The sequence below is a fragment of the Actinacidiphila sp. bgisy167 genome (assembly GCF_965342175.1).
GTDB lineage: Bacteria > Actinomycetota > Actinomycetes > Streptomycetales > Streptomycetaceae > Actinacidiphila.
This window is the reverse complement of the sequence record NZ_CBDRBL010000062.1, coordinates 14,543-34,048: the sequence shown is the minus strand read 5'-3', so window position 1 is coordinate 34,048 and position 19,506 is coordinate 14,543. Positions and strand designations below refer to the sequence as shown.

At 71.5% G+C, this 19,506-nt stretch carries 16 protein-coding genes and 1 pseudogene; 12 read left to right on the top strand and 5 right to left on the bottom strand.

The features are described from left to right. Positions 1-46 precede the first annotated feature (46 nt). Entirely contained in the window at positions 47-217 is a 171-nt protein-coding gene (locus ACRWND_RS22030; RefSeq protein ID WP_431952013.1) for a TetR family transcriptional regulator, read from the bottom strand. On the opposite strand from ACRWND_RS22030, the pseudogene ACRWND_RS22025 reads away from it, so the two are divergent. Then, positions 216-1,129, top strand: a pseudogene (locus tag ACRWND_RS22025) (acetoacetate decarboxylase family protein). The gene ACRWND_RS22030 and the pseudogene ACRWND_RS22025 overlap by 2 nt on opposite strands. A gap of 106 nt (positions 1,130-1,235) precedes the next feature. After that, positions 1,236-1,631 carry a tautomerase family protein gene (locus ACRWND_RS22020; protein ID WP_431952011.1) on the top strand — a complete coding sequence of 132 codons (396 nt, stop codon included), beginning with the start codon at positions 1,236-1,238 and terminating at the stop codon, positions 1,629-1,631. 260 nt (positions 1,632-1,891) lie between these two features. Here the strand turns inward: ACRWND_RS22020 and ACRWND_RS22015 are convergent, their stop codons facing one another. After that, complete coding sequence (locus tag ACRWND_RS22015; protein ID WP_431952009.1) at positions 1,892-3,067, bottom strand: cytochrome P450 family protein; 1,176 nt, start codon at positions 3,065-3,067, stop codon at positions 1,892-1,894. 449 nt (positions 3,068-3,516) lie between these two features. On the opposite strand from ACRWND_RS22015, the gene ACRWND_RS22010 reads away from it, so the two are divergent. From ACRWND_RS22010 to ACRWND_RS22000, 3 genes are all read left to right on the top strand, one after another. Then, complete coding sequence (locus ACRWND_RS22010; RefSeq protein ID WP_431952007.1) at positions 3,517-4,095, top strand: TetR/AcrR family transcriptional regulator; 579 nt, start codon at positions 3,517-3,519, stop codon at positions 4,093-4,095. Positions 4,096-5,525: 1,430 nt separating this feature from the next. Then, positions 5,526-6,224, top strand: a complete 699-nt coding sequence (gene uppS, locus ACRWND_RS22005) for a polyprenyl diphosphate synthase (protein ID WP_431952005.1) — start codon at positions 5,526-5,528, stop codon at positions 6,222-6,224. After that, positions 6,221-7,690, top strand: a complete 1,470-nt coding sequence (locus ACRWND_RS22000; RefSeq protein WP_431952003.1) for an oxygenase MpaB family protein — start codon at positions 6,221-6,223, stop codon at positions 7,688-7,690. The genes uppS and ACRWND_RS22000 overlap by 4 nt, the downstream gene beginning before the upstream one ends. A gap of 204 nt (positions 7,691-7,894) precedes the next feature. On the opposite strand, the gene ACRWND_RS21995 is transcribed toward ACRWND_RS22000, so the two are convergent. Further along, complete coding sequence (locus ACRWND_RS21995) at positions 7,895-8,263, bottom strand: DoxX family protein (protein WP_431952001.1); 369 nt, start codon at positions 8,261-8,263, stop codon at positions 7,895-7,897. Between the two features lie 790 nt (positions 8,264-9,053). Here ACRWND_RS21995 and ACRWND_RS21990 point away from each other — a divergent pair. Further along, the gene (locus ACRWND_RS21990) at positions 9,054-9,683 is read left to right on the top strand and encodes a hypothetical protein (RefSeq protein ID WP_431951999.1); all 630 of its coding nucleotides are present in this window, start codon (positions 9,054-9,056) and stop codon (positions 9,681-9,683) included. Between the two features lie 246 nt (positions 9,684-9,929). Beyond that, positions 9,930-11,033 (top strand): Gfo/Idh/MocA family protein, encoded by a 1,104-nt coding sequence (locus ACRWND_RS21985; protein WP_431951997.1) that lies wholly within the window; start codon positions 9,930-9,932, stop codon positions 11,031-11,033. Positions 11,034-11,302: 269 nt separating this feature from the next. On the opposite strand, the gene ACRWND_RS21980 is transcribed toward ACRWND_RS21985, so the two are convergent. Next, complete coding sequence (locus tag ACRWND_RS21980) at positions 11,303-11,824, bottom strand: hypothetical protein (protein ID WP_431951995.1); 522 nt, start codon at positions 11,822-11,824, stop codon at positions 11,303-11,305. Between the two features lie 234 nt (positions 11,825-12,058). Between ACRWND_RS21980 and ACRWND_RS21975 the strand changes: the two genes are divergently transcribed. After that, a complete protein-coding gene (locus tag ACRWND_RS21975) occupies positions 12,059-13,399 on the top strand; it encodes a helix-turn-helix domain-containing protein (RefSeq protein ID WP_431951993.1) in 1,341 nt (446 codons plus the stop codon). Between the two features lie 207 nt (positions 13,400-13,606). On the opposite strand, the gene ACRWND_RS21970 is transcribed toward ACRWND_RS21975, so the two are convergent. Then, the gene (locus tag ACRWND_RS21970; protein WP_431951991.1) at positions 13,607-14,455 is read right to left on the bottom strand and encodes a helix-turn-helix transcriptional regulator; all 849 of its coding nucleotides are present in this window, start codon (positions 14,453-14,455) and stop codon (positions 13,607-13,609) included. A gap of 136 nt (positions 14,456-14,591) precedes the next feature. Here ACRWND_RS21970 and ACRWND_RS21965 point away from each other — a divergent pair, with 136 nt between their 5' ends. The 4 genes from ACRWND_RS21965 to ACRWND_RS21950 all read left to right on the top strand — a co-directional run bounded on the left by ACRWND_RS21965 (position 14,592) and on the right by ACRWND_RS21950 (position 18,741). Beyond that, the gene (locus ACRWND_RS21965; RefSeq protein WP_431951989.1) at positions 14,592-15,446 is read left to right on the top strand and encodes an NAD-dependent epimerase/dehydratase family protein; all 855 of its coding nucleotides are present in this window, start codon (positions 14,592-14,594) and stop codon (positions 15,444-15,446) included. 617 nt (positions 15,447-16,063) lie between these two features. Further along, on the top strand, positions 16,064-16,411 hold the full coding sequence (locus ACRWND_RS21960; protein ID WP_431951987.1) for a carboxymuconolactone decarboxylase family protein: 348 nt from the start codon (positions 16,064-16,066) through the stop codon (positions 16,409-16,411). 164 nt (positions 16,412-16,575) lie between these two features. Further along, on the top strand, positions 16,576-16,989 hold the full coding sequence (locus tag ACRWND_RS21955) for an SHOCT domain-containing protein (RefSeq protein ID WP_431951985.1): 414 nt from the start codon (positions 16,576-16,578) through the stop codon (positions 16,987-16,989). A 162-nt stretch (positions 16,990-17,151) separates the two neighbouring features. Beyond that, positions 17,152-18,741: an MFS transporter gene (locus ACRWND_RS21950; RefSeq protein ID WP_431951983.1), complete on the top strand. Its 1,590-nt coding sequence runs from the start codon at positions 17,152-17,154 to the stop codon at positions 18,739-18,741. Positions 18,742-19,506: the final 765 nt, after the last annotated feature.

Sequence of the window (19,506 nt, the reverse complement as noted above, 5' to 3'; positions counted from 1 at the left end):
GGAAGATCTCGGCGAGCGCGTCGGTGACGAGCGCCTCCTTGCCCGGCTACCAGCGGTAGATGGTGGACTTGCCGACGCCTGCGGCCGCCGCGACGGCCTCGATGGTCAGCGCCGGGTACCCGTGGCTCGACAGGACACCGCGTGCCGAGGCGAGGATCTTTGAAGCAGAACGCGGCTCGCCGGTGGCGGCCGTGCCTTCGGAAAATTCCAGTCCCATGCCGCAACGATACGTATCGTTTCACTTTGGCGCCAGGGTCTGCTACTGTCGTCCCTGTCGGCGAAACGATACGTATCGTTTCGGAGCTGGTCCTCTTGCTGAAGGAGCTCGTGTCATGAAGGGCTACACCGTTCCCCTGTCTCCCCGTGGTATCGCGAACCTGGCCCCGGCCCCGCCGTGGCACTACGCCGGCACCGCGGTCGGCGTGGAGTTCTTCACCGACCCGCAGGCCGCCGCGGCGACGCTGCCCGAGGGGCTGACCCTGGACCCGGACTCGGCCGGGCGCGGGGTGGCGCTGTTCATCGACTGGCAGTACTCCTCGACGAACCTGGAGTACCTGGAGCCGGCCCGCGCGCAGTACCGGGAGTTCTTCATCACCCTGGACGCCCACTACCAGGGCACCCCGGTGTCCTGGTGCCCGTACATCTACGTCGACAACGACTCGGCCATGGCCCGCGGATGGGTGCAGGGCTTCCCGAAGAAGCTCGGCGCGGTCCACCAGACCCGCGCCTACGCCGTCGGTGGGCCGGGGACGCCGGTGCTGGGGCCGGGCGGTCAGTTCGGGGCCACCGCGTCCTCCGGCGGGCAGCGCACGCCGAGGCCCGGGTCACGCTGGAGCAGCCCGTGCCCGACCCGACCGCTTTGATGGGCCGGCCGCTGGTCAACCTGCGTCACTTCCCCCGGCTGGCCGCCGGGCAGCACGACAAGCCGGCCGTGCACGAACTGGTCATGGCGGTGCTGGACAACGCCGCCGTCGCCGACGCCTGGGCCGGCACCGGCGAGCTGGCGTTCCTGCCCGCCCACGGCGAGGAACTCGCCGACCTGCCCGTCCGCCGCACCGGCCGCGGCTTCCACTTCGACCTCGCCTACACCGTCACCGACCTCAAGACCCTCGCCGACCACAGCAACTGACCACCCCACGCACCCCCATCAACCACCCCCGTCCCCACCCCGGGGCGCCGTGCCTCCCCATCGACGGGAGGGGGCACGGCCCCCGCTCCGCCCGTCTGGAGCCGACGTGCCCATCTACACCTGCACCACCGCCGAGGGAACGCTGACGCCCGCGGTCAAGCGCGAACTGGCCGGGGAGATCACCCGGATCCACGCGGAGATCAACCACGTGCCGCCGGCCTACGTCAACGTGGTCTTCTCCGAACTGCCCCAGGACAGCGTCTACGTCGGGGGCGAGCCCGGCGCCCCCCTGCTCATCGGCGGCTGGGCACGCCGGGGCCATCCCCAGGAGGAGACGACCCGCCTGGCCCTGGAGGTGGCCGCGGCCGCCTCCCGCATCACCGCGATCCCCGAGCAGCGGGTCCTGGTGGTCATCCAGGACAGTCCCGCCCGCTCCGCGGTCGAGGCCGGACACGTCCTGCCCGAACCCGGCCACGAACAGGAATGGATGGAGCAGCACTGACAACGGCACCCGCACACGGCGGCAGTCGACGTCGGCGGTGCGGCCGCAGACATGGCAGGGGAGACGGCGGAAGGCATCCAGAGCCCCGCCCTCGCGCCGGCCGACAGCGAGGCCGGACGGCCGGTGGCCGCCGCACCGGCCCCGGCCTGCCGCGTCCGAGCCGCCGGCGAACGCCCCGCCCCGCGGGCAGCGGACGACCGGCAGCGGGTCCGCACGCGGTGGGTGGAACAGCGCTCGCTCCCGGCCTCGCGGAGACGGTCTCAGGACAGGCGCACCGGCAGGCTGGCGGGACCGTGCATGAGCAGGCTGTCGCGCATGGTGAGCGTGTCGGGCGACACCGCCAACCGCAGTTCGGGGAAGCGTTCGATCAACTTGCCCACGGCGACGAGTGTCTCCATGCGCGCGAGTGGGGCACCGGGGCAGTAGTGGATGCCGTGGCCGAAACCCAGGTGCCGCACGCTGTGGTCCCGGTGGATGTCGAAGCGGTCCGGGTCGTCGAAATGGTCGGCGTCGCGATTGGCGGACATGATCGAGATGAGCAGCGGCTCACCCGCCGGCACGGTGACGCCGCTGAGCGTGATCGGCTCGGCCGCCCATCGCGGGCTGCTGATGTTGACGGGGCTGTCGTAGCGGAGGACCTCTTCGATGGCCGCGGGCAGCAGAGCGGGGTTCGCGCGGACCTGAGCCAGTTGCTGCGGCGCTTGCAGAAGCGCCAGGACCGTGTTGGCGATCAGATAGACCGTGGTGTCGTAGCCCGCCACCAGCAGGAGCGTGGCGTTGTGGAGCAGTTCCGTCTCGGACAGCGTGCCGCCGTCCTCCGCGGCCGCCAGAGCCAGCGCGGAGAGCAGGTCGTCGGCCGGTTCGGCCCGCTTGCCTGCCACCAGTTTCTCCAGGTAGGCGTGGGCCTCCCGCGCCACTTCGGGGTCGTGCTGGGTCCCGTTGAACGCGTCCGCAAAGGTGGCGAATGCCTCCCGGTCCTCCTCGGGTACGCCGAGCAGCTCGGAGATGACCAGCAGCGGGATGGGAAGGGCGAAGGCGGAGACGAGGTCGACCTCGCCCTGTGCCGCCATGCTGTCGAGCAGCTCGTCGGCGAGTTGTTCGATCTTGGGGCGAAGGGGTTCCACGGAGCGCGGGGTGAACGTCTTGTTGACCAGGCGGCGGATGCGGGTGTGGTCCGGCGGGTCGAGGTAGAGGAGGCTGTCGTGACCGTCGCGCGTGTCGAGCTCGGGGACGTTGCGCTGGTCTCGTTTCACCCGGGGATCCGTCAGCAGGCTCATCACCTCGTCGTAACGGGTCACCAGCCAGCCGTCGCCGTGCGCGGATCCCGCGTGCACGTGACCCACCGGGCACCCGGACCTCCGCTGCGCCATCACGCGCTGCGCGTCCTGGACGGCTCGGTCGAGGGGGAAATCGGTCTCGTTCGATGCTGCGGTCATGCGGTGTCTGTCCTTTGCGTGATGGCCACGATGCACGACCCGTGCGTCGAGTGGCCTTGGTGCGACTTTCGAAGCCCGTGTTCGGGTCGGACGTCGTGCGCGCAGAGTGCTGCCGCGGCGCCGACGGACGCGACGACGAGCGTGGTGACGCGCCGAGGGCGCTTCCGGCATGTGCCGAGGGACGCCGGTGGCGTGACGCGGCTGAGGAAGACGGTCCCCGGGACTGAGGCGGTGCGGCCGGACGGGAGCCGGCAACGGGACCGGTGTCGTTCCCGCACCCCACGTCGAGAGTTCGTTTCGTCTGTTCCGCATCCGTGAGGCGACGGCCGGGCGGCGGACCGGGTTCCGGGGCCGGGCGCGTCCGCTGCCCCGGCGCCGGTCCTCAAAGGCGGCATTCCGCGAGGGCGCCGCGGCGCAGCTCCTTGCGGGGGGACGTGCACAATTGGGGGATGACTGCTGCCCGGAACCTGGAGACCGTCGAGCCGGAGGCTGTGCACTTCCGTCGCACCGACGCGCGACGCAACCACGAGCGGGTCTTCGCGGCTGCCCTGGAGATCTTCGGTGAACGGGGGCTCCAGGCCACGGTGCCGCAGGTGGCGGAGCGCGCCGGGGTCGGCAAGGCCACGGTGTACCGCAGCTACCCCACCAGGGACGACCTGGTGGAGGCCGTGGTCCGGCACCGGTTCGCCGTGTACGAGCAGTCCCAGGGCGCGCGCGTCCCCACCGCGGACGCGTACGCCGAGTTCAAAGGACAGGTCCTCGCCCTCATGCACGCCCTGGCCGGCGACCGGCTGCTCGCCGACGTCCTGGCCGACCCGCAGTCGCCCGCCGCGGCCACCCTGCTGGAGCGTCTGTCCACGGCCATGGAAGCGGCGAAGGAGTCGGGGAAGATCCGTTCCGACGCCGACGTCCGCGACCTGCGGACCATGCTGTGCGGCCCGGTCCTCCAGCTCATGCGGATCTCGGAGCAGGAGCCGGCGCGCTGGCAGCGCTACGGCGAGCTCTTCCTGCAAGCCATACGTCCCTGACGCGACGGCGCGGTCGGCGTCGGCCGCGGTCCGTCCATGCCGGAACCCGGGGGTCCGCGGTGCGTACGGGGCTCCGTGGCGCCCGCCGGCGGTGACGACGGTGACGCCGGTCGTGAACTGCCCGAAGACGGCCCGCTCCGCGGCGCACGGTCGGACCGTGGGGGCGGCGCTGCTCGTGGAGCGGGCCACGGCGATGTCCTCCCTGGTACGGAGTGTGCTCGGTGCGGCGGGACGGCCCTGCCGGTCTCAGACCATGGGGCGGGAGACCGGCCGGACGCCCGCCCCCGTCGCGGGTGCCCCGCGTCGGCCGCGGAACGCCCACAGCCCGTGTGCCGGGCGTTCAGATGCCGGAGGGCAGGACCCAGTTGCGGCGCTCGTAGACCACCTCGAAGCCCATCCGGAGCATGTTGTGCAAGCGAGGTGTTGTGTTCCCCCGGGGCCTCGGCGCCGGTCTCGGACACCAGCCAGCGGCAGCCGGCCGCCTTGGCTGCCTGGGCGCGCGCCGCGAGCAGTGCGGTCTGGCCCCCGCGTCCTCGTGCTTGCGGGGCCGTGAAGTCGGCGTAGCAGTGGGCCGTCTCGACTCCGAGGAACATGATGGCGCCGCCGACGATCTCCTCACCGTCCCAGTTCGGCCCGGAACGCCGTCGGCGCCCCGTCGACGACCAGGTCGTACAGCGAATCAGCTTCCGACCGATCGGCCATGGCGGGAGTCACGCTCATCGAAGAACCACCTTGGATCGCGCGAGAGCGGCTGAATGGTCGCCAGGCCCCCGCAGATAGCGGCTTGGCGGACGCGGCAGCACCGGCGCATCCGTTTTCTCGCCGCTGGATTTAGATTCTCCATCCTGCCGTATGAGGGCAAAGAATTCCGCAAGCAAGATCATTGGATGGGCAAAGCCGCCGGCGTGCCGGCTGCGAGGGCGCCCCGGCTCGGGGAGGCGGCCGCAAGCGCCCGTACGTGCGGCGTGTCACTTCGGGCCGAAGGCCCGGGTGGCGGTCTGGTCGACGCCGCCGCCAGCGTCCCGCTGGTCTTCGGCGGTATGCCGCCTGGCCGGGGGATGTCCGGTCGCTGCCGGTCGCGTGCGAGCACGGCGCGGAGTCCCCGCATGGACGGCTTCCCGATACCGAAAACGAAGAATCGGGCATGTGAGCTATGGGTGATGATCACCGTTCGGCCGGTTGAGGTCCCTTACGTGTCGCCATACTCCTGAAAGGGACGCTCCGGTCGGGGCGTTGGGGACGGGCGATACGGGGTGGGCGTGACCGAGCGCGGTAGGACCGACCTTGGCGCTTTGGGCGAGACGGGGCCGGGTGCGACGGACCACGGCGTTCCGCGCGCACGCGCGGCGGCCGAGGACCGGCCGGGCAGGCGACAGCACGGCGACGGACAGCGGCAGGCCGGCCGGCCGGCACGTGCGGTACCGCGGCACGTGGCCTGCGTGATGGACGGCAACGGCCGCTGGGCGCAACGGCGTTCTCTTCCCCGCACGGCAGGCCACCGGGCCGCGGAGACCACCGTCATCGACGTCATCGAGGCGGCCCGGGCCGCCGGCGTCGAGTGGCTGAGCCTGTACGCCTTCTCCACCGAGAACTGGAACCGCCCCGGCTCCGAGGTCGACTACCTGATGCGCCTGGTCCGCCGGGTCGTGCGCAAGCACGCGCCGCTGCTGCTCGCCCGCGGCATCCGCTGCCGCTTCCTCGGGGCCGCCGACCCGCGCATCCCCCGTGGACTGGCCCGGGATCTCGACGACGTGTCGGCTCTGACCGCCGACAACCGCAGGATGACGCTGACCGTCGCCTTCGACCACGGCGGGCGCCGGGACATCGTCGAGGCCGCGAGGTCGCTGATCCGCAGCCGAACGCCCGCCGACGAGGTGACCGAGAGGCTCTTCGCGGACCACCTGCCGTTCCCCGACACTCCCGACGTGGATCTGGTCATCCGCACCTCCGGCGAGCAACGCATCTCCAACTTCATGCTCTGGCAGGTCGCCTACGCCGAGTGGGTCTTCCCCGAGGTGCTCTGGCCGGACTTCCGGGCCCCCGACTTCCTCGCCTGCCTGCACGCCTACCAGCACCGCGACCGCCGCTTCGGCGGCGTACCGCCCCGCACGATCGGAGATCCGCCATGACGACCGGACCCACGGGAACGGCCGACGAACAGCCCCTGCTCGGCCCGCAGTCGCGGTTCAGCGCCTTCTTCGACGACCCGCGCTGGGCGCTCGCCATGATCCGCGCCACCGTGCTGGAGGCCGCTCACCCGCAGATCGGCGCCGCCCTCCTCGACAACTCCACCTTCACCACCCACCCCTGGCGCCGGCTGCGCAACACCTTCCTCAGCATGCGGCGCATGTTCGACGCCGATCCGGCGGTGCGCGAACGGGAGGCCGCCCGGCTCAACCGGCTGCACTCCCGCATGAGCGGCGCCGACTCCCGCGGGCGCGCCTACGACGCGATGGACCGCCAGGCCCGCGCCTGGGTGGTCGCCACCCTCTTCGAGAGCGCGGTCACCATGTGCCGGCTGAGCGGCCAGCCGCTCGACCAGGACACGATGGAGGGGATGTACGCGGAGTACCGCGCGTACCTCGCCGCGCTCGACGGCGACGCCGGGGAACTTCCCGAGGAACTGCACGACTTCTGGCGGTACTTCGACACCGTCGTCGAGAACGAGCTGGAGAACACCGAGGCGGCCCGCGTCATCCTCTACCGGCTCTTCGACCACCTGCCCGCTCCGGCACTGCTCAAGGGCATGCCGACACTGTGGGCGGCCGGCCGGGCCGTCGCCGGACCGCTTCTCGGCACGATCACCGTCGCCTCGCTCCCCGAGTCGTACCGGCGCCGGGCCGGCCTGCCCGAGATGCCCGGCGCCCAGGCCCTGATGCAGGGCGCCTACCTCGCCGCCGGACTCGGCCGCTTCCTGCCCGAGGGCCTGATCAGCGCCGAAGGCATCATCGAAGTCCTGTCCCTGTCACCCGGCAGCGACGACCCCCGCGCCCGGACCGTGGCCGCTGTGCGTGCCCGCATGAAGCGGGCATCGGCCCTGCTGCGCCTCCTGACACCACTGGGCGGCGACGCCGGCCCCGCACCGGACCCGGCGCCTTCGCCGGACACAGGGCAGAGCCGGCGGTCGGCGGAGCAGTTCTTCCGCCAGGTGCTGGACCAGACCGGCGACGGCCACCTCGACTGGCCCGACCTTGCCGCCATGGCCCGCGAACTGGCCACCCGCCTCGACCTGGACGAACCCGAGGAGACCCGGCTCTACGACGCCTTCGCCGCCTGGTGGCGCGAACTCCAGGCCGCCCTCGACACCGACGGCGACGGCCGCGTCAGCGTCGGCGAGTACGCCGCCGCCGTCCCCTCCCTCGCCGGACCGGCGCTCATCCGTGTCGCGGAGGTCCTCTTCGACGTCACCGACAAGGACGGCAGCGGAGCCATCGACGCCGACGAGTACCGCGCACTCTTCCGCACCGCCTTCCACCGCGACCTGACCACCACCGACGGCGCCTACGGCCGGAGCGCCTTCGTGGGCGACTTCCTCTCCTTCATGTCGGGCCGCCGCGCAAGCACCCCCTACGACCCCCTCCTGGCCGACGCCTGACGAACTCGTGCATCGCGAGCGGCGGGGCTGCTCGACGCCACGGCCCGCCATGGACCGGCTGCTCCGGCAGCGCGGCCTGATACCAGCGCGCACGCCGCGACCGCCACGCCATGATGGGGCGCCCAGGAGGCCCGAGCCGCCGCATGCCGGGACATCGACACGGCGGTCGACGTCGACTCCCGGGCCCTGAGGCCCGGGAGGACGTCACAACGACGCGGCCAGAGTCACAGCCGCGGCCACGGCCACAGGCAGCAGCACGATGGGGGTGATCGCTGCGCCGCGGGTGGCGCTGTCGCTGTACTCGCCCTTCTTGGCATGGAAGCTGATCGCACCGATGAGCACCACGACCGTTCCGGCCGCGGCGGCGATCCCCAGCGGCTGCCACCAGATGCCGACGCCCAGCCCGACAGCTGCGGCTACCTCGGCGAGTCCCACGAAGCGGACCAGACCGGAGCTGAGCCCCTTTTGGATCAGGCCGTCCGGGACAGCGCCCTTGAGCTGCACCTTGGGAGCGCCGGCGGCGAGGAAGACGAGGGCGAGCAGAACGCTGAGGATGACAGCGGCTATGTACACGATGGATTCCTGATCGAGAACGAGTGACGGCGGGACGGCGGGACGGCGCGAGGAGGAGCCCCCGCCGACGCGCTCCGCGGAGCGCGTCGGCCCGCGAGCACCGCTTGCGGGCAAGGCTGACCGTGACGCAGGCGAACGGCGATCCGGGAGAGCGCGACGCGGTTCTGCCGGGCCCGGGCCGGGCATGACGAGTCCGACTCGCGATGTCGCGTCCGGCCTCCCCGGCCAGGTGGCGGAGCGACCCCACCGAGGGGCGAACCCCTCGTACGCCATCAAAGCATTACTTGATACGTCAAGCAAATCCTGGATCGGGCGGCAGCGCGCGGCCGCCGCGCGGCTCCCCGGTCACACGATCCCCGGGGCCCGCAGGCGTTCTGCGTCAAGGCCGGACCGGCGTGATCTTCCGGCGCGGGTCGCGGCCGCCGCGCGGCCCGTGGTCGGGCGGAGGCGCGGCGCACGTACAGGGGCGGAGCCGCGCCGGTGCGCGGTGACCACCGCCGTCGTTCCCCGCGAGGTCTGCGAGTGTCGAGACGGCGAACCGGCCGGCGGTGACGTGGCGACCGGGGTCTTCGGGCCCGGAATTTTGGCCTCTCCATCGGCTCACGTCAAGTCCCGTGTTGTCGGAACGTGACCCGGGCGCTGCGGCCAGGCCTACTGGAGATGCGGGCCTCGCGGGACTGGACATACCGGCAGGCCCAGCCCGAAGGAACTTCCCGCTCAGGCGTTCCCGTCGCCGGCCCGGATGTTCCTCCGGCATTCCCTTTCCCTCCCCCCTCCAAGGAGTTACGTCATGTTTCACAAAACTCAGGGTTCAGGTCAGGTCCGTCCGGCGCGCCGTGGACTGCGAGCGGTGGTGCTGTTCGCGTCGGCTGGCGTGATCTCCGGGGCCATCGCTCTGCCGGCCTCGGCGGCGACGGTGGACATGAGCAGGAGCACCACCGCCGCGGCAGGTGTGGTGAGCGACGGTGGAAAGGGCGGCGAGGGCGGCGCGGGCGGCAGCAGCGTCTTCGGCCCCGGCGGGTCCGGCGGCTCCGGCGGTTCCGGCGGCGGCAGCGTCTTCGGCAACGCGGGGTCCGGCGGGTCCGGCGGGGCCGGTGGCGGCAGTGTGTTCGGTCCCGGCGGTGGCGGCGGTGGCGGTGGCGGTGGCGGCGAAAGCGTCTTCGGCAACGGGGGCAGGGGCGGCAACGGCGGGTCCGGCGGCGGCAGCGTCTTCGGCAACGCCGGCAACGGCGGCAGCGCGGGCTCCGGCGGGGACAGCGTCTTCGGCGCCGGCGGTGGCGGCGGCAACGGAGGCTTCGGCGGGAACAGCGTCTTCGGCGACGGCGGCGACGGCGGAAAGGCCGGCGGCGGTGGCGGTAGCGTCTTCGGACCGGGCGGCCCCGGCGGTGTCGGTGGCCCCGGCGGGATCAGTTTCTTCTGAGCACCCGTTGACGATCTTGGACGCCTCTTGAAGGACGGCCCCCGCCGCCACGGCACGGGGGCCCGAGGTGCGCCGCCCGCTGCCGCACAAGGGCCGCCCGGCCCGCGCGGTCGTCGTGTGCCGGGAACGACGCGAGACAGCGCGGTCGGCGGCAGGCTGCCGCCCCGGGCGGGTGCGCCGTCGCGTCGGCACGTGGTACAGGTCGCCGGGTTAGACTCGCGCCCCGGACGCGGAAGGAGCGGACACGTGAGCGCGACACCCATACGGTTCGGCATCGTGGGCACTGGCTGGCGGGCCGAGTTCTTCGCCCGGCTGGCGAGGGCACTGCCCGAACGGCTGGCGGTGGCCGGCGTGGTGACGCGCTCAGCCGAACGAGCCGCCCGGGTGGAGACGGAGTGGGGGGTTCCCGCCTTCCGGACGGTCGGTGAACTGTGCGACAGGAAGCCGGAGTTCGTGATCCCGTCGGTGCCGTGGGAGGTGACGCCCCAGGTCGTGCGGGAACTCGTCGGGCACGAGGTGCCCGTCCTCGCGGAGACACCGCCGGCGCCCGACGTGAACGGGCTTCGCAACCTGTGGGATGCCGTGGGAGGCGCGACGCGCGCCGGGGGCGGAGGACTCGTCCAGGTCGCGGAGCAGTACACACGGATGCCCGGCCACGCCGCTCGGATCGCCCTCGTACAAGAAGGGGTGATCGGCGAGGTCACGTCCGTCCAGGTGTCCTCGACCCACATGTATCACGCGATGTCGCTGATCCGGCACACGCTGGATGTCGGTTGCGGGCCCGTGACGGTGACGGCCCGCGCCTTCACCGCCCCGCTCGCCGACCCGCTGTCCCCCGGCGGTTGGTCGGACGACCTCACGCCCAAGGACGCCGTCACCACTCTCGCTCTCCTGGACTTCGGCGGGGCCCGCACGGGCCTGTACGACTTCACGGACAACCAGTGGTGGAATCCGCTGCGCGCCCGCCGGATCGTGGTGCGCGGCTCGCTCGGCGAGATCGTGGACGACACGGTGGTGCGGATGGCCGATCCGCGCACACCGGTGGAGTCCCCGCTGGTGCGTCGCCGCACCGGCACCGACCTCAACCTCGAAGGGGCGGAGATGCACCACATCTCGTTCGACGGACGGGTTGTGTGGCGCAACGACTATCTGGGCGCGAGCCTGTCCGAGGACGACCTCGCCGTGGTGGACCTGCTGTGCCGTACGGGCGCATGGGTCCGGGACGCCGGCCCGGAACCGTATCCGCTGGCCGAGGGCTGCCAGGACCATCTGCTCGCCTTGGCCGTCGACGAGTCGGCGCTGACGGGGGCGCCGGTGACGACCGCGGTGGAGGCCTGGGCGGCCCGCTGATCCCACCGGTCGCCCGGCTCTGTTCGCGCCCGCCCCCGGCGCTGAGCCGATGCCTCGGTCCGGCCGCCTCGGCGCACCGGCCGGTTCGGGGCCCCATGGGGCGGGGCCCCGGACCGGTGGCGGGCGACCTCGACCGTCCGAGCCGCGGAAGCAGGCCCAGACCCGGGTGTCGATCAGCTGGTGCGGGGCACCGCCTCGTCGATCGGCGCAGAGGTCCTGCGGTGGCGACCGGTGAGGGCACATGCCCGCGGCTCATCGATGCCGTGCCGTCAGCGGCTGCTCGCGGTGCTGATGTCGGCGATGCGGTCGTATCGCTCCAGCAGCACGAAGAGCCTGGTCCTCTGCGTCGTCCCCTCGCTGCCGAAGGTCAGTGTGACGATGACCTCGTGGCCGTTGCCGACAGCGCCGTTGTCGGTCACCGTCCAGCGCGCCGGCACGTTCTGGGCACGCAGGACGCCGTCCGTCCCGTTCTCCTCCTCCCAGGCCGTCAGCCGCTGGGCGAAGTCGACCGTCAGGTAGTGCGTGCGAAGCACCGTGGCCAGGGCGGCGTCCGGGTCCTCGTAGTCGCCCTTCGCGTCGATGTACGCGCCGTAGAAGTCGGCGACCCGGGTCATCGCTTGGCCGGGCGTGCCGCTGACCGACCGCGGCGCGACGGCGGCTGCCTTGCCGGGGGCAGGGACGGACGCCCGTGCCGACGCGGTGAGCCCCAGCGGGAGGGCCACGGCGGCGACCAGCCCGGCGATCAAAGCGGTGCGGCGGACGTGCTTGCGGGCGGTCGTGTTGCTGTTCATCGGTGAGCTCCCCCGATTCGATGGGTTCGGATGTGCGTCGCAGTGCGGGCGGCCTCCTCGACCCTCGTGGTGCGGGGCGGCTCCGGCGACACCACGAGCGTCGGCGGCAGCACCGTCCGGGCACAACGGACGGCGCACCATCCGCAACGGTGGAACCGTCCCAGGCCTGTTGACCTCTCCTTACAGGGAGTGCCTGGGATGCCGTCCTGGGGCGCGTGGCGGGGAGGGGAAGCGGTGCCGGCCCAGGACGAGGTGGAGGAATTCGCGGCGCTGCTGCGGCAGCTGAAGGCCCGCACGGGCCGCAGTTACGCGGCACTCGCCCGCCGCCTCGACATGAACGCCTCGACGCTTCACCGGTACTGCGCGGGGGACGCCGTACCGCTCGGCTTCGCACCTGTGGAACGGTTCGCCGCGATGTGCCAGGCCAGTACGGCCGAACGGATCGAGCTGCACCGGCGGTGGGTCCTGGCGGTGGCGGCACGGCAACGGTCCCGGACTGCGGCCACGTCCTTGCCGGAAGACGCCGGAGCCCGCCAGGCCGGCGGCGAGGCCCTCTCGGCCGGTGGGGCGGCCGAACCTGCTCCCGCGGCAGCCGCCGGCCCGCTGCCTGCGGCAGCCGCCGACCCGGCGCCCGTGGCAGCGTCACGCCCCGCCGCGCGACAGCCCTGGCCCTGGCGCCGCATGGCGGTCACCGCAGCCGCCGTGACCGCACTGATCGCCGCCCTGGTCAGCCTGTCCGCCCTGCCGTCCGGGCTCCCCTGGACCACCGGTGACAACCAGGCGTCCGGCACGGCCACCGCGAAGACCGCGGGCGCACGGCAGACCTCCACGACACCGTCCGTACCCGCCTCCGCCACGCGGCGCCGATCGACCGGTGCGCCCTCGCCGGAGGCGCCCGCTGCTGCGGGTGACCCTTCGCCGGGCCCGTCCACGAACCCCTCCGCCACGGCCGTGCCCGCCGCCCCGCCCCTCACCTGGACCGCCGACTCCCAGCTCTGGGAACTCGGTTGCCAGCACGACTACGTCATCGACAAGGCGCCCGGGCAGGTGCCGCCACCCCCGGCCCCACAAGACGCCGCCCCATGGGCACGTACACAAGGCGCGGTGCACGGCGGCCACACACTCGTGGGCATTTCCGTGCAGGGGCGCACCGAGGCGGCCGTCGTCCTGGAAGCGCTGCGGGTCCGCGTCGTGGGACGGGCCGACCCGGTGAAGGGCACCGTCTATTCCACAGGCCAGGGCTGTGGCAGCGACATCACCCCCCGCTCGTTCGCCGTGGACCTGGACATGCGCCGGCCGATCGCCCACCCGGTCCAGGGAAGTGAGCACGAAGCGAGCACCCCGGCAATGCGCATGCCCTACCGGGTGTCCTCGAAGGACCCGGAGGTACTGCTGGTCGACGCCCGAACCGCCGCGTGCGACTGCCGCTGGTACCTGGAACTCGACTGGTCCTCGCAAGGCCGCACCGGCACCGAACGCATCGACGACCACGGCCATGCGTTCCGCACCAGCGGCATCGGGGGCCTGCCGCGCTACTGGTACGCGCGCGACGGTTGGACCCCCCTCACCGATTGAGCAGGCCCGACCGCCCACCGGCCCGCTCGCGCCCGAGCCAGGACCACGTCGCCGTCCCGCGTGCAAGGGCTTGCGCGCACCCTCTCAGAGAGCAGGCGGGTACCTGGCCGAAGGCAGGACAGCCCGGAGGCAGCGGCACCCGGACGGCACCAGGCCAACGGGCGCGACGCTACCGGAACAAGGCCGGGCAGGCTGGCGCGCACACGGTCAGGAACTCGTCGGCGTCAGGTCCTGCAAGCCCACCACCCGCAGCAACCGCAAGCGCTCGTACGACTCCGTGCCCGGGCGGGCCGTGTGGATGACGAGCTGCTGGTTGTGGTCGGAGGTGACGAGGATCTCGCAGTCGAGTTCGAGGATGCCGATCGCCGGGTGCCGGAAGCGTTTCGTGGCGGCGCGACGTACGGCGACCTCGTGTTCGTCCCAGAGGTCGGCGAACTCCTTGCTGGCGGCGCACAGTTCTGCGACGAGGGAGGCAGGTTCAAGGTCCGTGGGGCGGGCCGAGGCCACCGCTCGCAGACCGGCGACCTGCTCGCGGGCACGCTCCGGGCGGTCCTCGGGCGGGAACAGCTCCTGGGTCGCCGGGTCCAGGAAGAAACGGCGGATCATGTTGCGTTCTCGGGGCGGACGGGCGAGGACGTCTCCGCTCAGCGCCCGCGACAGCGCGTTCTGGGCCAGGACCTCGCCGCAGTCGGTCACCACCATCGCCGGGGTGTCGTGCAGACGGTCCAGCACCAGGAGCAGGCCCGGGCGCACGTGCGTGCTGGTCGCCTCCCGGCGCGGCGGCTCTTCACCGGTGAGGTGGAAGAGGTGGTCGCGTTCGTCCTCCGTCAGGCGCAGGGCGCGGGCCAGCGCGGTGAGCATCTGGCGGGACGGGCGCGGGCCCCGGGACTGTTCCAGCCGCGTGTAGTAGTCCACGGACATGCCGGCCAGCTGGGCGACCTCCTCGCGGCGCAGCCCCGGCGTACGGCGGCGGGCGCCTGCCGTGAGACCCACGTCGGAGGGGTCCAGGCGGGCGCGGGCGCGGCGCAGGAAGTCGGCGAGTTCGGGTCGGTTCACCTCTCCAGGGTGCGGGACGCCGTCCGGCTCATCCAGGGACTCCCGATCCCCTGATCGAAAGGTCTCTCCCGGTCGCTTCCGCATCCGCCGAGGGTGGTCGTCGACGACAGGTGACACAGTGCGTGAGGAGCACATCATGCTGACCTTGGTGACCGGCACGACGGGACAGGTTGGACGCCGCTTCGTGCCGAGGCTGCTGGCCCAGCGACAGCCGGGCGAGCAGGTGCGAGTCCTGGTGCGGTACGCCGCCCGCGGCGAGCGCTTCGCGGAGCTGGGCGCCCAGCTCGCCGTAGGGGACATGCGCGACGAGGAGACCCTCGGCAAGGCGCTCGCCGGCGTGGACGCCGTCGTGAACGTCGCCGCCTCCTTCCGCGGGGTACCGGACGAGGAGGCGTGGGCCGTCAACCGGGACGCCGCGGTGGCTCTGGGCCGCGCCGCGCAGGCCGCCGGCGTGCAGCGGTTCGTGCAGGTCAGCACGAACAATGTGTACGGCGTCGGGCGGGGCCGCCCGCTGACCGAGGAGGACGAGAGCCGGCCGGGCGGCGCGATGTGGGGCGCCTACCCCGCGTCCAAGGCCGAGGCCGAGCGCGAACTGCTCGCACTCGAGGACCTGGACGTACGCATCGGGCGGCTCCCCTTCGTCTACGGCGAGGGCGACCCGCACCTCGCCAACGTCCTGACCTGGGCCGCCCGTTGGGCACCGCACCAGCGCCTGCAGATGGCCCACCACGCGGACGTCGCCCAGGGACTGATGCGTCTGCTGTACGCGCCGGGTATCGCCGGCCGGATCTACAACATCGCCGATGACGCTCCCGTCACGACGGTCGAGCTGTACCAGCTCAACGGCGTCGACGTGCCCGCCGCGATCCACGAGCTTGCGGACCCCGACCCGTGGTTCGGGATCACGTCCAACCAGCGGATCCGCCGGGAACTCGGCTTCCGGCCGATCTACCCGAGCGTCTGGACGGCACGGGATGCCGGAGCCCTGTGACGGCCACTGAGCCGGGCTCCTGCCACGGGACGCGGAGGCGGTGGCATCGACTCCGCTCCGCCTGCCGCTGGTGACAGACGGCGCGCGGTATCGGTGACGACCACGGAGCTGATTCCCACCTGAGCCGGCGGCTGCGCGGGGTAACGTTCGCCGATGCCGCTCCCGGCTCCACTGCCCTCGGAGCGGCCCGGCCGGAGCCGTCTTCCGGCGCTTCGGCCGCGACCGGATGCAGACCCTCACCGACGCGGGCGGCACCCCCCGCAAGGACGCCGCCCACGCCGCGCCCGGCACCAGGCCGAGCAGCAACGCGAGGCCGAGCGCCAGGGCCAGGCGCCCGATCTGCTCGGACTGGGGGGGCGAAGTTCCCCGACGGCCGCCGGGGAGCCGCCCGAGACCACCCCGATCCCACCACGCATCGGCATCCTGTGCTGTGCGAGGACCGCCGGCGGTCGTGCACGAGGGCCCACCGGCGGTTCACCCCCTGGGGTTTACGACCACAACAGGGAGGAATCACTCAGAAGGTACTAGATGGGACATCTGTGATGCATGGGCCCAAAGTGCTGCGGATGACCCCACATGTGTGTCCAATGACGCACCGAACGAGAAGGTCGCCGATCATGACAGCAGAAGCCCCCGAGCGCACCCTGGGTGCGATGGCGCATGGTGAGTGGCCAGTCTTCGAGCAGATCGCGCGCATGAACATCGAGACGCTGCCGAACTCTGGCCTCGACGAACGTACGTACCACCTTGTCCGGCTCGCTGCGCTCGTAGCGATGGATGCGGCCCCGGCTTCGTACGTGGCGAATCTCAGCGTGGCGAAGGAGGCCGGACTGACCGTCGAGGATGCCAAGGCCGTGTGTGTGGCCATCGCGCCGATCGTCGGCAGTGCGCGAGTGGTGGACGCGGCAGGCAGCGTGCTGCGCGCACTCGGCTTCGCCGACCTCGTGAGCGAGACGGAGATCTGACACCGGCGGCAGCCGGCAGAGGGACGGCGCCGTGGAGGCCTCGGGTGCGATGCTCGGGGCCTCGCCCCTCGGCGCCTGCTCATCCGACCTCGGACGCCCCCGCGTTGTCGTGGGGTGCCGGGTGCTGACCGTGATGAGCTCCGGCATGCAAGAGGAGAAGCGACATGACTGGTCATGTGAACCTGGCCTACGACTATCCACTGCTCGGCGCTTTCTGGACCATGCTGTGGGTCTTCCTGTGGGTCGTATGGATCTTCCTTCTCGTCCGGATCTGGATGGACATCTTCCGTGACGACTCCTTGAACGGGTGGGCCAAGGCGGGGTGGTCCATTTTCGTGCTTGTTCTGCCCTTCCTCGGCGTCTTCGCGTATCTCATCGCCCGCGGCAAGGGCATGGGTCTTCGTGAGGCGGAGCAGGCGAAGGCCAAGCAGCAGGCCTTCGACAGCTACATCCGCGAGACCGCCGGCGCCGCCAAGCCGAGCACGATGGACGAACTCGCGAGGCTCTCCGAGATCAGGGCCCAGGGCGACCTCACGGACGAGGAATTCCGGCGTGCCAAGGAGAAGATCCTGCGCTGAGCGACTCGGGTTGGACGGAAGCAGATTCCGGCGGCTCGGGGGCGGTCCGGCGGGACATCCGTTTTCCGCTGCACCGAATCAGGTATATGTCTGCTTCATGGTGACCGGAGGGGTCGCGCGGACAAGCCGTGACGCACACCGGAGGCTCTGGAGGTGTAAGCGGTGAGGCGATGGCGGGCTCTGATCATCCTCGGTACCGCGCAGTTCCTGATGGTTCTCGACACCTCCGTCATGAACGTCTCGATCAGCCAGTTGGTGGAGGACTTCGACACCGACGTCACCTCGATCCAGGCCGTCATCACCCTCTACACCCTGGTCATGGCAGCCCTCATGATCACGGGCGGGAAACTCGGGGACATGCTCGGACGCCGCAGGGTGTTCGGCGTCGGCCTGATCGTGTATGCCACGGGCTCCGCCCTCACGGCTGTGGCCCCGGTCCTGTGGGTGCTCACCGTCGGCTGGTCCGTGATCGAGGGACTCGGCGCGGCGCTCGTCCTTCCGGCACTTGCCGCCCTCGTGGCCGGAACATACCAGGGCCGGGACCGGGCCGTCGCCTACGGGGTCGTGGGCGGCCTGGCCGGAGCCGGTATCGCAGTCGGGCCTTTGGTCGGCGGCTGGGTCACCACCTACCTGACCTGGCGTCTGGTCTTCGCGGCCGAGGTCGTGCTGGTGGCGGCCATCCTCTGGGGAATGCGCTGGATCGAGGAACAACCCCACCGCGGCTCCAGACCGCATCTCGACAAGGTCGGGGCCGTGCTGTCCACCGTCGGCCTGGCCTTGGTGGTGCTGGGCGTCCTGCAAAGCAGCAACTGGGGTTGGTTGCGGCCCCGCAACTCCCCCGTGACCGTCTTCGGCTTCTCCCTCACCGTCTTCGTCATCGCTGCCGGCGCCGTCGTGCTGTGGTTGTTCCGGTGGTGGGAGCGACAGCGGGAGGCACATGAGCATGAGCCCCTCGTGCGCTTCTCGTTGTTCGGCGTGCCCGCTCTGCGGGCCGGTCTTGCCGCGTTGCTCAGTCAGAACCTCGTCCTGCTGGGCCTGTTTTTCGTCATCCCTCTGTACCTTCAGATCGTCCAGGGACTCAGCGCCTTCGAGACCGGGCTGCGGCTGCTACCCGTGTCGATCAGCATGCTCGTGGTCTCCATGAGCGGCCCCCTGCTCGGCAGGATCGCCTCGCCCCGCACGGTGGTCCGTACTGCTCTGCTGGTTCTCATCGCGGCGATTCTCTGGCTGCTGGCCACCATCACCCCATCCCTCAAAGACCTTTCGTTCGCATGGGCGATGGCCTTGCTCGGCACGGGTATGGGCCTGCTCGCCTCCCAGCTCGGCAACGTCGTCCAATCCAGCGTCGGCGAGTCGGAGCGCAGCGAGGTCGGCGGTCTGCAGTACACCGCTCAGAACCTGGGTTCCTCCCTGGGAACCGCCCTCATCGGCTCGCTTCTCATCGGGTCACTCGTGCACGTGTTCACTGCGCGGATCGAAGGCAACCCGGAGATCTCCAGCGCGGCACGTCAGCAGGTCGGCATCACCATCGAGACGGGCGTCAGCTTCGTCGGCACCGACCAGGTGCGAGCCGCGGCAGAGCGCACCGGTCTGGCCAAGCCTGAGATCGACGCTCTCGTGGCCGAGTACGCCGACGCGCAGCTCGGCAGCCTCAAAGCCGCCGTCCTCGCCACCGCCGGCATCGCGCTCGCCGGTTTCCCGTCCACCCGTCACCTGCCGACGGACCGGCTTGGCAAGCCCTCAGCTGCCTGAGCTCGACGCTCACCCTCGCGGGTCACCCGTCCTGCGGACTTTCCCCGGGGCAGCGGGAACGGCCGTTCTCCACGCTTCGAGAGGTCGACTCACGAAGTACAGGAGAGCGGCCGCTGCCCATGCGTTTGCCCGTCGATGTGCCGGGACGTGAAGCGTCGGGGTCGCTCTCCTGGACGCGGTCCGGCTGGGCCGGGCGGACGACGCCCCCCAGGTCATCGGCCGGCCGACTCCAGGAATTCGCCGACCGGTCGGCTCCGCGGCCGCACCGAAACCCACACGGGACGGCCCTGGACGACCGCCTGGCTCCGAGAACGGGCACGGCGCCACGCACCACGACGTCGGAAAGACCGCCGAACGCGCCGAGCCGGCCAAAGAACGCAAGCAGCTCGATGGTGGACCTGCCGGACGGTACCGGCCGTTGCCGGATGTACGTCATCGCGGAAAGGGAGTAGGCGGCATCTCGAGGCGGGAGCCTTTGACGTCGTCATCACGGGGTCTTGTGTCAGCTGGTGCTTTGGTGATCTGAGTGACGGTCACGGTCACACGGAGGGCGTTTGCGGTGTCGTGAGGTGCAAGGAGAGGGGCCAGGGAGGTACGGGCCCGGTCGTGGACCGTGCGGGCGACGTCAACGGCTCGGTGCCCCTTGGCGAGAACGCAACGTATCTCCACCTGCCAGACGGAGTGGTCCGGGTCATGGTGGACGAGGACCCCTGACGAGGGTGAGGTGATGCCGTCGTCCGTGGTTCCCGGGATCGCGCGTGAGGC